Origin of the sequence: Pseudomonas sp. HS-18 (genome assembly GCF_020401845.1) — a bacterium.
In the GTDB taxonomy this organism is placed as follows: domain Bacteria; phylum Pseudomonadota; class Gammaproteobacteria; order Pseudomonadales; family Pseudomonadaceae; genus Pseudomonas; species Pseudomonas nitroreducens.
Genome location: NZ_CP084413.1, coordinates 4,198,162 through 4,212,505, shown reverse-complemented (window position 1 = coordinate 4,212,505; position 14,344 = coordinate 4,198,162). Strand labels below are relative to the sequence as shown.

Annotated in this window: 15 protein-coding genes; 7 read left to right on the top strand and 8 right to left on the bottom strand. The window is 64.8% G+C overall.

Annotated features, from left to right (window positions below; translation table 11 throughout):
- Positions 1–171: 171 nt before the first annotated feature.
- Positions 172–1,002, top strand: a complete 831-nt coding sequence (gene queF, locus LDJ84_RS19480; RefSeq protein ID WP_065085065.1) for an NADPH-dependent 7-cyano-7-deazaguanine reductase QueF — start codon at positions 172–174, stop codon at positions 1,000–1,002.
- A gap of 70 nt (positions 1,003–1,072) precedes the next feature.
- Here queF and LDJ84_RS19475 read toward each other — a convergent pair whose 3' ends face one another.
- From LDJ84_RS19475 to LDJ84_RS19465, 3 genes are all read right to left on the bottom strand, one after another.
- Complete coding sequence (locus LDJ84_RS19475; RefSeq protein ID WP_024763885.1) at positions 1,073–1,336, bottom strand: DUF4404 family protein; 264 nt, start codon at positions 1,334–1,336, stop codon at positions 1,073–1,075.
- 78 nt (positions 1,337–1,414) lie between these two features.
- Positions 1,415–1,996, bottom strand: a complete 582-nt coding sequence (locus tag LDJ84_RS19470; protein ID WP_024763886.1) for a phosphonate degradation HD-domain oxygenase — start codon at positions 1,994–1,996, stop codon at positions 1,415–1,417.
- Complete coding sequence (locus LDJ84_RS19465; RefSeq protein ID WP_065085064.1) at positions 1,993–2,736, bottom strand: phosphatase; 744 nt, start codon at positions 2,734–2,736, stop codon at positions 1,993–1,995. Before LDJ84_RS19465 ends, LDJ84_RS19470 begins: the two co-directional genes overlap by 4 nt.
- A 112-nt stretch (positions 2,737–2,848) precedes the next feature.
- Between LDJ84_RS19465 and LDJ84_RS19460 the strand changes: the two genes are divergently transcribed.
- The 4 genes from LDJ84_RS19460 to rssC all read left to right on the top strand — a co-directional run bounded on the left by LDJ84_RS19460 (position 2,849) and on the right by rssC (position 6,283).
- Positions 2,849–3,565 carry a UTRA domain-containing protein gene (locus LDJ84_RS19460; RefSeq protein WP_226045297.1) on the top strand — a complete coding sequence of 239 codons (717 nt, stop codon included), beginning with the start codon at positions 2,849–2,851 and terminating at the stop codon, positions 3,563–3,565.
- Between the two features lie 168 nt (positions 3,566–3,733).
- Positions 3,734–4,438: a VacJ family lipoprotein gene (locus LDJ84_RS19455; RefSeq protein ID WP_024763889.1), complete on the top strand. Its 705-nt coding sequence runs from the start codon at positions 3,734–3,736 to the stop codon at positions 4,436–4,438.
- A gap of 181 nt (positions 4,439–4,619) precedes the next feature.
- Positions 4,620–5,804, top strand: coding sequence for a two-component system response regulator RssB (gene rssB / locus LDJ84_RS19450; protein WP_024763890.1), 1,185 nt, complete (start codon positions 4,620–4,622; stop codon positions 5,802–5,804).
- Positions 5,801–6,283 carry an anti-sigma factor antagonist RssC gene (gene rssC / locus LDJ84_RS19445; RefSeq protein ID WP_017517513.1) on the top strand — a complete coding sequence of 161 codons (483 nt, stop codon included), beginning with the start codon at positions 5,801–5,803 and terminating at the stop codon, positions 6,281–6,283. Before rssB ends, rssC begins: the two co-directional genes overlap by 4 nt.
- A gap of 65 nt (positions 6,284–6,348) precedes the next feature.
- Here rssC and tal read toward each other — a convergent pair whose 3' ends face one another.
- Both tal and dusA read right to left on the bottom strand, forming a co-directional pair.
- The gene (gene tal, locus LDJ84_RS19440; protein WP_226045296.1) at positions 6,349–7,269 is read right to left on the bottom strand and encodes a transaldolase; all 921 of its coding nucleotides are present in this window, start codon (positions 7,267–7,269) and stop codon (positions 6,349–6,351) included.
- A 62-nt stretch (positions 7,270–7,331) separates the two neighbouring features.
- Positions 7,332–8,336 carry a tRNA dihydrouridine(20/20a) synthase DusA gene (dusA, locus tag LDJ84_RS19435; protein ID WP_226045295.1) on the bottom strand — a complete coding sequence of 335 codons (1,005 nt, stop codon included), beginning with the start codon at positions 8,334–8,336 and terminating at the stop codon, positions 7,332–7,334.
- 180 nt (positions 8,337–8,516) lie between these two features.
- Here dusA and LDJ84_RS19430 point away from each other — a divergent pair, with 180 nt between their 5' ends.
- Both LDJ84_RS19430 and LDJ84_RS19425 read left to right on the top strand, forming a co-directional pair.
- Entirely contained in the window at positions 8,517–8,858 is a 342-nt protein-coding gene (locus tag LDJ84_RS19430; protein WP_226045294.1) for a hypothetical protein, read from the top strand.
- 64 nt (positions 8,859–8,922) lie between these two features.
- Entirely contained in the window at positions 8,923–10,566 is a 1,644-nt protein-coding gene (locus LDJ84_RS19425) for a methyl-accepting chemotaxis protein (protein WP_413247429.1), read from the top strand.
- A gap of 107 nt (positions 10,567–10,673) precedes the next feature.
- Here the strand turns inward: LDJ84_RS19425 and LDJ84_RS19420 are convergent, their stop codons facing one another.
- The 3 genes from LDJ84_RS19420 to LDJ84_RS19410 all read right to left on the bottom strand — a co-directional run bounded on the left by LDJ84_RS19420 (position 10,674) and on the right by LDJ84_RS19410 (position 14,292).
- On the bottom strand, positions 10,674–12,020 hold the full coding sequence (locus tag LDJ84_RS19420) for a nucleobase:cation symporter-2 family protein (protein ID WP_226045292.1): 1,347 nt from the start codon (positions 12,018–12,020) through the stop codon (positions 10,674–10,676).
- Between the two features lie 375 nt (positions 12,021–12,395).
- Entirely contained in the window at positions 12,396–13,733 is a 1,338-nt protein-coding gene (locus LDJ84_RS19415; RefSeq protein ID WP_226045291.1) for a urate hydroxylase PuuD, read from the bottom strand.
- A 52-nt stretch (positions 13,734–13,785) separates the two neighbouring features.
- Positions 13,786–14,292 (bottom strand): ureidoglycolate lyase, encoded by a 507-nt coding sequence (locus tag LDJ84_RS19410; RefSeq protein WP_226045290.1) that lies wholly within the window; start codon positions 14,290–14,292, stop codon positions 13,786–13,788.
- Positions 14,293–14,344: the final 52 nt, after the last annotated feature.

Genomic DNA, 14,344 nt, shown 5'->3' with positions numbered 1-14,344 from the left:
ATTTCCCGGCGGCGTTATCGCCATGACGGTTCGCGAGCAAGCTCGCTCCTGCAGGGCGGGTGTCGCGGCGAAGGGCCCGGTTCGTCCGCCGGCTGCTGAAAGGCGAGGCGGATTTGTATACACTCGCCGCCTCGCGCCACCGCCCGCAACGTCGATCCAGCAGGTCCTCACATGCAGCATCCCGCCGAACACTCGCCCCTGGGCAAATCCAGCGAATACGTCTCCACCTACGCGCCGGAGCTGCTCTTCCCGATCTCGCGCACCACCAAGTGGGCGGAGCTGGGCCTGACTGCGGACACCCTGCCGTACCAGGGCGTGGACCTGTGGAACTGCTATGAGCTGTCCTGGCTGACCGCATCGGGCAAGCCGGTGGTGGCCATCGGCGAGTTCTCGATCCCGGCGCAGTCGCCTAACATCATCGAGTCCAAGTCCTTCAAGCTCTACCTCAACTCGCTGAACCAGACCGCCTTCGACAGCGCCGAAGCCGTGCGTGCGGTGATGGAGCGCGACTTGTCTGCCGCCGCTGGCGCGCCGGTCGGTGTGCGCGTACGCAGCCTGGACGAAGTGGCAGGCGAGGGCGTTGCCGTCATCGAAGGCACCTGTGTCGATGATCTGGACGTTGCGGTGGAGAGCTACGACCACCCGCGCCCGGAACTGCTGAGCTGCGATGACACTCGACGCGTCGACGAAGTGCTCTACAGCCACCTGCTCAAATCCAACTGCCCGGTCACCGGCCAGCCGGACTGGGGCACCCTGGTGGTCGAGTACGCCGGCCCGGCGCTGGATGCCGCAAGCCTGCTGGCCTACGTCGTCTCGTTCCGCCAGCACCAGGACTTCCACGAACAGTGCGTCGAGCGCATCTACCTCGACCTGCAGCGCCTGCTGCAGCCGACTCGCCTGACCGTCTATGCACGTTACGTGCGCCGTGGTGGGCTGGACATCAACCCGTACCGCAGCAGCGAAGCCGTGCAGCCGGACAATCGCCGGCTGGTGCGTCAGTAGTTGCTGGCGCGCCTGTCAATCGCGGATACAAAAAACCCGGCCATGGCCGGGTTTTTCATGTCTGGGAGCTTCAGATGCCCATGTTCGCCAGGCTCTGCACGATGGAGCGAAGCGTGCCGGCCAAGGTCGGATGGCTTGCCTCGAAGCGCTCGACGGCGAGGTTGACGTTGTCCATCAGGGTCTCGTCGGCCAGCGCCTCTTCGTTGGCCAGCTGCAATTCGATGTCCTTGATCAGGGCTTGCAGCGATTCGCGCTCCTCCGCGTTCAACGGCGGCTGGCGCTCCAGCTGGTCGCGCAGGGCCTGAAGTTCTTCCTGGAGGCGTTGTGTCGGCATGGTGGTGTCCTTCTGCGGTACGTACCCAAAGATGGACCTCGCCCGACGGGGAAAAGGTCCATCGCCATGCCTTTGAGCTTAACTCGCCGCGCGCACCCTTGCCTGATGCCGATCAACGCGCAGGAGACGTTCGAGCAGCGGGAAGAAGTGCTCCAGCTCCGGCGTGCGCATGGCCGGGTCCTTGCCCAGGTCGTCCAGGCGGCGCAGCGTCAGCGCGTCCTGGGAGAAAGGCGCGTTGAGAAAGGCGCTGGAGCCGCGTTCATCGAACGGCCCGCCCTGCAGCGCCAGGCTCTGCCGCGAGGCCGTGGACAGGCCGGCGTGGTAGGCCGGGTCCACCGCGCAGAGGTAGCGCTTGGCGGCTACGTGCAGGCGAATCGGCTGCCAGACGGCTTCGGGCAACAGCTCGCGCAGCAGGTTGGCGCCGAATTCCTCGTGCCGCTGGTCCTGTTCATCGATCAGTTGCGGATCTTCATAGAGGTGGCCGATGTCGTGGAGCAGGGCGGCGATCACCAGGCTGTCGGAACAGCCGGCGCGCTCGGCCAGGGTGGCGCACTGCAACGCGTGCTCGGCCTGGCTGACGGCCTCGCCGTAAGGTTCGGCGCCGTGGCTGGCGAAGCGCTCGGCCAGCTCGTCGAGAAAGCGGTGGCGTTCGTGCTTCATGGTTTTTCTCCTTTCAGGCGGCGGCCGGCGATGTCCTGCAGGCAGGAGTCCAGCTCGCCCAGGTGATCGATGACCGAGTGCACACCGAGCCGGTACAGGCCCAGCGTGGCCTGTGCGCGCAGGCGGTCGCGGTCGAGGTTGCCCAGGGCGTCCCAGTCTCCCGGCGCCTGGCCGCACAGTGGGCCGCTGGCGGCCAGGCCGATGGTCCACAGGCCGGCGTTCAGGCCTGCCTGGAGCAGGCGCGGCTGGCCGCTGACCAGCACGCAGCCGTCCAGTAATGGCGTGCCAAGCTGCATCAGTGCCTGCCAGCAGGAGTCTGGCGCCGGCCACTGGCGGCCGGCGATATCCAGGCCGGTGGCAAGGTGTTCGTCCAGCGCGGCAGCAAGATGCAGCGTGGTGGCCCTGGGTAGCTCATCCAGCCAGCCGCAGGGAATACCGCGCCGGTGCAGTGACTGCAAGGCATCCAGCGCGCCGGGCGTCACCTCGGCGTGGGCCTGGGCGGCTTCGTCCAGGGCCGACTGGAACAAGTCGCACTCGGGGGCGTCGGCATCGTGGCCCAGGGCCAGATCCAGCGCCTGCTGCGGGGGCAGGGCGAGGGCGGAGGTCAGGCGCTCCGGCGGACAATCGGGGCAACTACGTTGCAGGGCAACCGGCAGCGTCCTTGCGCCGAAGTCCACCAGATCACCGGACAGTCCGAACAGCAGGGTGGTGAAGCGTGGAAGGTCGGCAGTCGCAGGCATGGTGGGCTTTTCTGATAATTGGTCTAGGCCAGACTAGCGAGCCATTGTGACGGTCCGATGAAGTCCCCCTGCTGCCCGTTATAATCGCCGCGCCTTTTTGTGGAAGACACCCATGCCGGTCGAACCCATGCCCCATTACCTGCGCATTCGCGACCAGTTGGCGCAGGACATCGCCAACGACACCCTCACCGAGCGCCTGCCCGCCGAGCGCGAGCTGGCCGAACGCTTCGGCTGCACCCGCGTAACCCTGCGTGAGGCGCTGCAACAGCTGGAAACAGAAGGCGTGCTCTACCGCGAGAATCGCCGCGGCTGGTTCGTCTCACCGCCGCGCATCCGCTACAACCCGACCCGCACCACGGGCTTCATGGATTACGTTCAGGCCCAGGGGCGGGTGCCGCGTACCGAAGTGCTGGCGGCTGAACGCCGTACCGCCGGGTCCGCTATCGCTCGACGCATGGGGCTGGATGAAGGGGCCGAGGTGTTTCATATCCTGCGCCGACGCTGGGTCGACGAACGCCCGGTAATGCTGGAGGAAATCACCCTGGATGCCAGTTGGTGCCCCGGGTTGCTCGACCATGGTCTGGACACCTCGCTTACCCGCGTACTGCGCGAGGAGCTGGGACTCAGCCTGTCACGTTCCGAGCTGGCCATGCATTCCACGGCGCTGGTGGCTGCGCGGGCGACACCGCTGCAACTGACGCCGGGCGCGCCAGGACTGCACGTGGAGCGCGCAAGCTTTGTCGACGGTGGCCGGATGGTGGAGTGGGACCAGGAGTTCTGGCGTTCCGATGCACTGGAAATTGTCATCGACGCACGGTATCCGGACTGAAGTGGCACTATGCTTTCTGTTGAAGGCAAGCGAAACGGCAGAGCGTGATCCAAATCGAAATCCTGCGAGATCGGTTCGGGTCCGCAAAACCCTTCGGCCTCTATATAATCTGCCCGCACAGCGGGGCCGCCATGGCTGGCCCGAAAGACATTCACTGGAGAACTCCCGATGCGCCCACTAGGCGTCCAATGGACGAAACGCTGCTTCAGCCTGCTCGCCGCCGCCGGTCTGGCCACGATCCCGTTCCTGGCACAGGCCGCCAGCGAAGACGACCCGTGGGAAAGCGTCAACCGCCCGATCTTCACCTTCAACGACACACTGGACACCTACGCCCTCAAGCCGTTGGCCCAGGGCTACCAGTACGTCACACCGAACGTCGTGCAAGACGGCGTGCACAACTTCTTCGGCAACATCGGTGACGTGCGCAACCTGGTCAACGACCTGCTGCAACTGAAGTTCCGCGATGCCGGCGTCGACACCAGCCGCCTGCTGTTCAACACTACCTTCGGTCTGGCCGGCTTCATCGACGTCGCGACCCACATGGGCCTGCGCCGCAACGACGAAGACTTCGGCCAGACCCTCGGTCATTACGGCGTGGGCAGCGGCCCTTACGTGATGCTGCCGCTGCTGGGCCCCAGCACCCTGCGCGATGCGCCCTCGCTGATCCCGGATGCCTACACCGGCCCGTATCCCTACATCGACAATGTATCGGTGCGTAACAGCCTGCGCGGCGTCAACGTGGTCGATACCCGCGCCGACCTGCTCAAGTCCGAGAAGCTGATCAGCGGCGACAAATACACCTTCATCCGCAACGCCTACCTGCAGAACCGCGAGTTCAAGGTCAAGGACGGCGAGGTCGAAGACGACTTCTGATCCGCCTTGCCCGCAGCCCGCTCCTGTCCTCCAGCCCGCGCCGTTCGTGGCGCGGGCTGCGGCTGCTTGAACCCTTGAGCGGATGGGAGTACTGTCTGCGCCTTGTCGCGACCGACCCGCGCCGCTGTTCCCTAGAATGAGCGCCAAACCACAACCCCGGCGCCGTTTGCCTGGATGACCCATGCACAAAGCCAGTGCCTCGCTGCTGATTATCGATGACGACGACGTCGTCCGCGAAAGCCTCGCCGCCTACCTGGAAGACAGCGGATTCAAGGTCACACAGGCCACCAACGGCCTGGAAGGCCTGAAGGTCTTCGAACACCAACTCCCCGACCTGGTGATCTGCGATCTGCGCATGCCGCAGATGGACGGCCTCGAGCTGATCCGTCGCGTCAGCGAGATGGCGGTGGAAACCCCGGTGATCGTGCTGTCCGGTGCCGGTGTGATGAGCGATGCCGTCGAAGCCCTGCGCCTGGGTGCCGCCGACTACCTGATCAAGCCGCTGGAAGACCTTGCCGTCCTGGAACACTCGGTACGCCGTGCCCTGGACCGCGCCTTCCTGCGCTCGGAAAACCGCCGCTATCGCGAAAAGCTGGAAACCGCCAACCGCGAACTGCAGGCCAGCCTGAACCTGCTCCAGGAAGACCAGAACGCCGGTCGCCAGGTGCAGATGAACATGCTGCCGGAAACGCCCTGGGAGTCCGAAGGACTGGCGTTTTCCCACCAGATCATCCCGTCGCTGTATCTGTCGGGTGACTTTGTCGATTACTTCCGTGTCGACGCCCGCCGCATCGGCTTCTATCTCGCCGACGTTTCGGGGCACGGCGCCTCGTCCGCCTTCGTCACCGTGCTGCTGAAGTTCATGACCACGCGGCTGCTGTACGAGTCCAAGCGCAACGACATGCTGCCGGAATTCAAGCCGTCGGACGTCCTCGGCCACATCAATCGCGGGCTGATCAACTGCAACCTGGGCAAGCACGTGACCATGCTCGGCGGGGTGATCGACCTGGATACCGACCGCCTGACCTACAGCATCGGCGGGCACCTGCCGTTGCCTGTGCTCTATGTCGACGGCGAAGCCCGTTACCTGGAAGGCAGAGGCCTGCCGGTTGGGCTGTTCGACGAAGCGACTTACGAGGATCATGTCCTCGATCTTCCCAAATCCTTCAGTCTTTCCCTGTTCTCGGACGGCATTCTCGATGTCCTTCCGGGAGCTACGCTGAAAGAAAAGGAGACGGCACTGCCCGAGCAGGTCGTCGCCGCCGGCGGAACCCTGGATGGCCTGCGTCAAGTCTTCGGACTGGCCAAGTTGTCCGAGATGCCGGATGATATTGCCTTGCTGGTGTTGAGCAGGAACCTTGCATGAGTACCGGTAAAATCCAGTTCGCCGAGCAGGATGGCTCATTCGTCCTGAAGTTCGTGGGCGAAGTCCGACTGACCCTGTGTTCGGCGCTGGATGCCACCATTGAAAAAATCTTCGCCGCGTTGAATTTCTCGGCGATCATCATCGATCTCACGGAAACCCAGAGCATCGACAGCACCACGCTGGGCCTCCTGGCGAAGTTGTCGATTCTCTCGCGGCAGAAGGTCGGACTGTTGCCCACGCTGGTCACCACCAACGCGGACATCACCCGGCTGCTGCAGTCGATGGGCTTCGATCAGGTGTTCAACATCGTCGATCGCCCGATTCCGTGCTCGGATTGCCTGACCGATCTGCCTCCCCAGGACCAGTCCGAGGAGGTGGTGCGCGGTAAGGTGCTCGAGGCCCACCGTATCCTGATGGGCCTGAACGAGACCAATCGCGAGGCCTTCCACGATCTGGTGAGCGCGCTCGAGCGCCACTGATTCGATGAGCTGAAATGCAAACCGGCGCCCTGGGGCGCCGGTTTGCATTTGCTCGTCCGCAGTTTTCAGCGCTTGGCGAGCAGCGCCTCGAGCTTTTCCTGGTCGCGGGCGAACAGGCGGATGCCTTCGGCCAGCTTCTCGGTGCCCATGGCGTCTTCGTTCATTTGCCAGCGGAAGGTGCTCTCGTCCAGAACCTGGCGCGCCTCGCCACCACCGGGCTGCAGCGCGCGCGGCAGCTCGCCCTGGGCATCAGCCAATTGCTGCAGCAGGTCCGGGCTTATAGTCAGGCGGTCGCAGCCGGCGAGCTGCTCGATCTGGCCGAGGTTGCGGAAGCTGGCGCCCATCACTACGGTGTCGTAGCCGTTGGCCTTGTAGTAGCGATAGATGCGCGAAACGGACTGCACGCCTGGATCTTCCGCGCCGACGTAGTCGCGGTTATTGGCCTTCTTGTACCAGTCGTAGATGCGCCCGACGAAGGGCGAGATCAGGAACACACCGGCGTCGGCGCAGGCGGCGGCCTGGGCGAAGGAGAACAGCAGGGTGAGGTTGGTCTGGATGCCTTCGCGCTCCAGTTGCTCGGCAGCGCGGATGCCCTCCCAGGTGGAGGCGATCTTGATCAGCACGCGGTCGCGGCCGATGCCTTGCTGGTCATACAGGTCGATCAGGCGATGGGCGCGCTGCAGCGTGGCTTCGGTATCGAAGGACAGGCGGGCGTCAACCTCGGTGGAGATGCGCCCCGGAATCACGCCCAGAATGTCCTTGCCCACGGCGACGGCGAAGCGATCACAGGCGAGGCCGGCGTCACCCTGCGCGCCTTCGGTGGCGCGTGCCAGGTGCTCGGCGTAGCGGGGCAGGGCGGCAGCCTTCAGCAGCAGCGACGGATTGGTGGTGGCATCCACCGGCTTCAGGCGGGCAATGGCGTCGAAATCGCCGGTATCGGCGACAACCGTGGTGTATTGCTTGAGTTGTTCCAGCTTGGAGGTCATGGCGCGTCTTCCGTAGAGAGTGCATCGACCTTACCCGAGGCCGATGCGCCACTCAACGGGACTCAGTGATCGGCGAGAAGTTCTCCCGCCTGATCAAGCAATCCCAGCGAATCCTTGGTCTTGTGAACGTCCACCGAGAGCAGTTGGCGGAAGCGCCGTGCGCCAGGGAATCCCTGCGCCAGGCCAAGGACGTGGCGGGTCACATGGTGCATTGCGCCGCCTTCGGCAATGTGCCGCTCGATGTACGGGCGCATTCGCGCCAGGGCTTGCGCGCGGGTGATGGCCGGCTCCGACGAGCCATACAGCGCGGCGTCCACCTGGGCCAGCAGATAGGGGTTGTGGTAAGCCTCGCGGCCGAGCATCACGCCATCGAACACCTGCAGGTGCTCGCGGCATTCTTCCAGGGTCTTGATGCCGCCGTTGAGGACGATTTCCAGTTCCGAGAAGTCGCGCTTGAGCTGCGCGGCGATGTCGTAGCGCAGCGGTGGGATTTCGCGGTTTTCCTTGGGCGACAGGCCTTCGAGGATGGCGATGCGCGCGTGCACGGTGAAGCTGCGGCAGCCGGCGTCGCGCACCTGGCCGACGAAGTCGCAGAGCTCTTCGTAGCTGTCGCGGCCGTTGATGCCGATGCGGTGCTTGACCGTTACCGGGATCGATACCGCATCGCGCATGGCCTTCACGCACTCCGCCACCAGCGCCGGGTGGCCCATCAGGCAGGCGCCGATCATGTTGTTCTGCACGCGGTCGCTGGGGCAGCCGACGTTCAGGTTCACTTCGTCGTAGCCAGCTGCTTCGGCCATCTTCGCCGCCGCCGCCAGGTCCGCCGGATTGCTGCCGCCCAGTTGCAGGGCCAGCGGGTGCTCGCACTCGTCGTGACGCAGGAAGCGTGCGGCATCGCCGTGCAGGATGGCGCCGGTGGTGACCATCTCCGTGTAGAGCAAGGCATGGCTGGAGAGCTGGCGCAGGAAGAACCGACAGTGGCGGTCGGTCCAGTCCATCATCGGCGCCACGCTGAAGCGGCGGGAAGGCTCGGGGCGGGTAGTGGCGGTCGGAGCGGCAGTGGTCATCGGTGCTTCGTATCTGGCTTCGCTTGGGGGCGCGAAATCGTTCGCACCGCGGAAAGGGCGGAGATTTTACCGGGGTTGCCCGCTCCGCGCACGGAAACCGGCGGGCGGTCTGTCTTGGCCTAGCAGTCAGCATCGACGCAGCTGCTACCCTCTGGGTTCCTGACAGAAGGATCTCATTCGATGAAACGCCTATTGCTGACGCTCCCGCTGATCCTGCTGGCGGCCTGTTCCTCGCCGGGCAAGCTGAAGGAGGAGGCGCCAGGGTTGCGGATGGAAAGCGCCAAGTCGCCCTCGGTCTATATGACCTGCCTGTTGCCGAAATGGCGGGAGATCCGCTCGTCGTCGTCGGTGAAGGAAATCCGCTTTGGCTACCGGCTGCTGATGCCGACCACAGCGAGCGATAGCCCCGAGGCGTTGCTGGAGGCTACGGCAGCGGACAAGGGGAGTGATGTGGTGCTCTATCGCCGCCATTCGCCGAGCCCGGACGATGCGATCAACCTGGCGGCGCGCAGCTGCCTGTAGCGACTCAAGCAGCGCCTCGTCTACCACTAAGGAACGATAGCCGCCGCGTGAAGCAGGCGGCCTAATGGCTCTGACAAGAATAATCGGGCTTCCCGGCAGCGTGCCTGCGCTGTGCAGCGGTAGGGCCCGCCAGAAGAGAGCTGCCGCCATGGATATCGCGCGCCCGCGTATCGTCCTCATCCTTACCCTGCAGACGTGCGGCCTGGTGCTGCTGTTCATCGCCCAGGCGCTGGGCGGCTGGCCGCTGTCGTTGTGCCTGCTGCTGGCTGCGGTGCTGCTCTGGGGGCCATGGTTAGTTCCCGAGCGGGCGGCCCCGGCCGGTGCGCTGGCGGTGCTGCCGGATGTCGCGGAGCTGACCCGCGAGCTGTCCCAGGGCACCAGTCGCAATGCGCTGTCCGCCGCCGGGGTGTCCTTCTCGGTGCAGCGCCTGGTGGAGAAGCTGGAGTCCCAGGTGGTGGCGGCCGAGCAGATCGTCGGCAGCGCCGAGGTGATGATCCATACCGAGCGGGCTACGTCGAACCTGGCCCGCCAGGCGAAGGAGGCAGCCACGCTCGCCCGCGCCGGCAGCGATGCCAGGCGCAGCGAGTTGCACGCCGCTATCGATTGCATGCGCCAGCTGAGCCAGCGCGCCAGTGCCAGCCGCGTGCTGATCGAGACGCTGAATGCGCGCAGCGAGGACATCCAGCGCGTGACCCAGGTGATCCAGTCCATCGCCAGCCAGACCAACCTGCTCGCGCTCAATGCCGCCATCGAGGCGGCGCGCGCGGGCGAGCATGGGCGCGGCTTTGCGGTGGTCGCCGAAGAGGTGCGCGGCCTGGCTGGACGCACCGCCGAGGCTACCGACGAAGTCGGGCAGATGATCGAGGATATCCAGCGCCAGACCGGCGAGGTGGTGGAGCAGATTCGCCAGCTCACCGATGACCTGGGCCTGGGCGTCAGCCAGGTGGAAAGTACTGGCCGGCAGTTGCAGGACATCGCCGGGCTGGCCGCCACGGTGGAGACCCAGATCACCGAGATTGCCGAAGGCGCGGAGATCAACCGTAACCAGCTGGACAGCCTGTTCGCCGCCGTCGAGCAGGTGCGCGGCGACCTGCGCGCCAGCGACGAGCAGACGCACCGGTTGGCGGACGCGGCGGTGCAGTTGGAAACCCAGGCGGAGATGATCAGCGAGCGCCTGGCTGAGGTGGCGCTGGACGACTATCACCAGCGCGTCTATGACCTTGCCCGCGCCGGTGCGCAGGCCATCGGTGCGCGTTTCGAGGCGGATATCGACACGGGGCGCATCGGCCCGGAGGATCTGTTCGACCGCGACTACCAGCCGATGCCGGGCACTCGGCCGCAGAAATTCCGTACGCGTTTCGACCGTTACACCGATGAGGTGCTGCCGCGCATCCAGGAAGACCTGCTGCAACGCCATGAAGGGCTGGTGTTCGCCATCGCCTGTACCGCCGAGGGTTACGTGCCGACGCACAACCAGGCGTTCAGCCATCCGCCCAGCGGCGACCTGCAGGTGGACATGCTGAAGAGCCGCAGCAAGCGTCTGTTCAACGACCGCACCGGGGTGCGCTGCGGCAGCCACAACCAGCCCATGCTGCTACAGACCTACTGCCGCGATACCGGCGAGCTGATGCACGACCTCTCGGTGCCGATCTACGTGCGTGGGCGCCAGTGGGGCGGCCTGCGCCTGGGCTACCGGCCGGAAGCCTGAGGCTCCAGGGGCTAGCCCGCTCCTACTAAGAACCGCAGGCGAAAAAAAGCCGCGAAGGAGTTGGACGCGGCTTGGGTGCGGGGCCCGGGGGCGCCCGCGAAAGGGTTTCAGTGATGCCCGCAGAGGGCGTCGCGGCCTTGTTCGCCGAGTATGTTGAAGAGGATGTTCAGCACCACGGCCCAAATTGCGGTCATCGCGATGCCGCTATGGGTGATCGGCTCCATCCATTGGGGCAGCGCGGCGAAGAAGTCCGGGCGTACCACCGGCACCATTCCCATCCCGATGCTCACCGCTACCAGCAACTGGTTGCGGCGATCGACGATGTCCGCCTCATGAAGGATGCGGATGCCGCTGGCAGCGACCATGCCGAACATGGCGATGCCGGCGCCGCCCAGGACGGCGGGCGGAATCGAGGCGACCAGGAAGGCGGCCTTGGGCAGCAGCGACAGGGCGATCAGGAACAGCGCGGCGGCGGCGGTGACGTAGCGGCTGCGCACGCCGGTCATTTGCACCAGGCCGATGTTCTGGGCGAACGAGGAATGGGTGAAGGTATTCATGAAGCCGGCGACGAACGACGCGCTGGCATCGCACAACAGGCCACGGCGCAGGCGGTTGGGGCAGATTTCGGTCTCGGTGATCTTGCCCAGGGCGAGGAACATGCCGGTGGACTCGACGAAGATGATCACCACCACCAGGCACATCGACAGCACCGGAGCCAGGTGGAATTCCGGGGCACCGAAATGCAGTGGCGTGACGATGTCGAACCACGGGCGCTGTTCGATGCCGTCCAGGCTGACCATGCCCATGCTGGCGCCGATGATGTAGCCCAGCAGCATGCCGATCAGCACCGAGACGTTGACCCAGAAGCCCTTCAGGAAGCGGTTGATCAGCAGGATCACTGCCAGCACGAAGGTGGACAGGGCGAGGTATTCGATGGCGCCGAAGTTGGCGGCTGCCTTGCCGCCGCCGGCCCAGTTGATCGCCACCGGGAACAGGCACATGCCGATGGAGGTGATCACGGTGCCGGTTACCAGCGGCGGGAAGAAGCGCACGATGCGGCTCATGAACGGCGCGATGAGCATGCCGAAGAAGCCGGCGGCGATGGTCGCGCCGAAGATGCCGGTCATGCCCACACCGGGCATCCCGGCCATGGCGACCATGCTGCCCACGGCGGCGAAACTGGCGCCCATCATCACCGGCATGCGGATGCCCACCGGGCCGATGCCGAGCGATTGCACGAGCGTGGCGATGCCGGCGACCAGCAGGTCGGCGTTGATCAGGAAGGCGATTTCTTCACGGGAGAGACCGGCGGCCTGGCCGACGATCAGTGGTACGGCGACGGCGCCGCCATACATCAGGAGAACGTGCTGGAAGCCGACCAGCAGCAGCTGCAGCAAGGGCAAACGCTGGTCGACGGGCGAGCCGGTAGGGGAGCGCTCAGTTACCACGGACATGCAACACCTCGGTTTTTATTGTTGTCAGTCGCTGGTTGCCGGACGGGCACGACAACCGGGAAGTACTGGCCGATCTCACCCCCGGGGCCGAGCGGGTGAAGCGGTGCGGGACTTTATAAACGCGATGTGTATTACGTTCAATCGATTTTTGTATACAACTAGTCGGTCATGTTTTGTCTCTGCAGTGCTGGATGGCTCTAGGTCGCGTGTTTCCTGGTTTCAGCAATTCTGTAGCCATTGGTCGAGTGGACTACATTTTTTGTTTCAAGGGGGGCAGCGGATGGCAATCGCGGACCCGCCGAGCCATGCCGGACTTTTGTACAGACATAAAAAAACCGCACCCGAAGGTGCGGTTCTTCTGGCCGTGCCGCAGGCTCAATTAACCTGGGCACCCTTGGAGATCCAGTCTCCAACGAGCTTGCGCTCTTCCGGGGTCATCTGCGTGATGTTGCCCAGCGGCATGACCTGCGAAGCCACGGCCTGCGCCTGGATGCGCGGGGCGAGCTGCTGGATCTGCTGCGGGGTGTCGAACATCACGCCGGCCGGCGCGGTACTGAACAGATTGCTGGTCGGCTTGGCCGAGTGGCAGACGGCGCAGCGTTCCTGGATGACGTGATGGACCTTGTCGAAGCCTTCGGTCGAGCCCGCGGCGGTGGACGCCTGGGTCGGAGCGGCCTGAGCCTGCTGGGCGGCAGCGGCCTTGGCGGCTTCCTTGTCCTTGGCGCGTTCGGCCGGGGTCTTGCCGCCAACGGCGGTTTCCGGCAGCGGCTGGTACTCGATCTTCTGAGCTTGCGCGGTAGAGGAGGCGTCGCTGGTTGGCCAGTTCGGGCCGGTGACGAAGGCCAGGGCGATCATGCCGACGGCGCCGGCGGGCAGGGCCCAGGCCATGCCATTGCCTTCGTGGCGGGTGTTGAAGTAGTGACGCACGATCACTGCCAGCGCCGCGATGCAGGTCAGGATCAGCCAGTTGTAGTGGCTGCCGTAGGTGCTCGGGAAGTGGTTGCTGATCATGATGAACAGCACCGGCAGGGTGAAGTAGTTGTTGTGGCGCGAACGCAGCAGGCCTTTTGCCGGTAGTACCGGGTCGGGCTCGCGGCCTTCCTCGATGGCCTTAACCAGCGCGCGCTGGGCCGGCATGATCACGCGGAACACGTTGCCCACCATGATGGTGCCGATGATGGCGCCCACGTGCAGGTAGGCACCGCGACCGCTGAACACCTGGCTGAGCAGGTAGGCGGCGAGCACCAGCAGACCGAACAGGATGGCGCCGAGCAGGGCGGGCTTCTTGCCCAGCGGCGAGTCGCACAGGGTGCTGTAGACGAACCAGCCGGCGATCAGCGAGCCGATGCCGATGGCCACGGCAGCGGCCGGGGCCAGGTCGCTGCCCGGGGCGATCAGGTACAGGGTCGGGTTCAGGTAGAACACGATGGTCAGCAGGCAGACACCCGACATCCAGGTGGAGTAGGCCTCCCATTTGAACCAGTGCAGGTTATCCGGCATTTTCGGCGGGGCGAGCTTGTACTTCTCCAGGTGGTAGATGCCGCCACCATGGATCGCCCAGAGATCACCGGAGAGCCCTTCGCGTGGGTTGGCGCGATTGAGGTTGTTCTCCAGCCAGACGAAGTAGAACGAAGCGCCGATCCAGGCAATGCCCACAATCATGTGGACCCAGCGGACCAGCAGGTTCAGCCATTCGATGAGATGTGCTTCCACAGTTTTTACCTCTTGCCCGGGTGCCGCCGTCGCGGCAGGCGGGCCTCTCTTATTAGGTCGCTTGGGGGTCGAGGAGGAGCTGTTCGTCCTCGGTGAAGAAATGCTCGTCGCAGTTGTTGCCAGAACCGCTGCGATCGACCACCAGGAAGTCATCCCGCTTTTCGATCGTCAGCACCGGGTGGTGCCAGACGCCGCGGTGGTAATTGACGCCCTGCTTGCCGTTGGACAGGAAAGCGCGGACGAGGCCCGATACAGGTACATCGCCAAGGGGCGCGACCACGATCAGAAAGGGGTTGCCGAGCAGCGGAATGAACGCCTGGCTGCCCTGCGGGTGACGTTCCAGCATGCGGATGCGCAAGGGCATCTCCAGGGACTCGGCGCTGAAGATGCTGATGATCGCCTGGTCATCGGGCTGCGCCGTTTCGACGGTGGCGAGCTTGTGATAACGGCGGGTGGAGCCGTTGTTGATCATGAAAAAGTCGCTGCCTTCGGTCTCGATGACATCACCGAACGGGGCGAAGGCTTCCTTGGTCAACGGCTCGATCTTCAGGGTACGCATGGCTGGTCTTCTTAATATCGTTGTTCGCATTGCCCCCTTCGCTGGGAAGGGG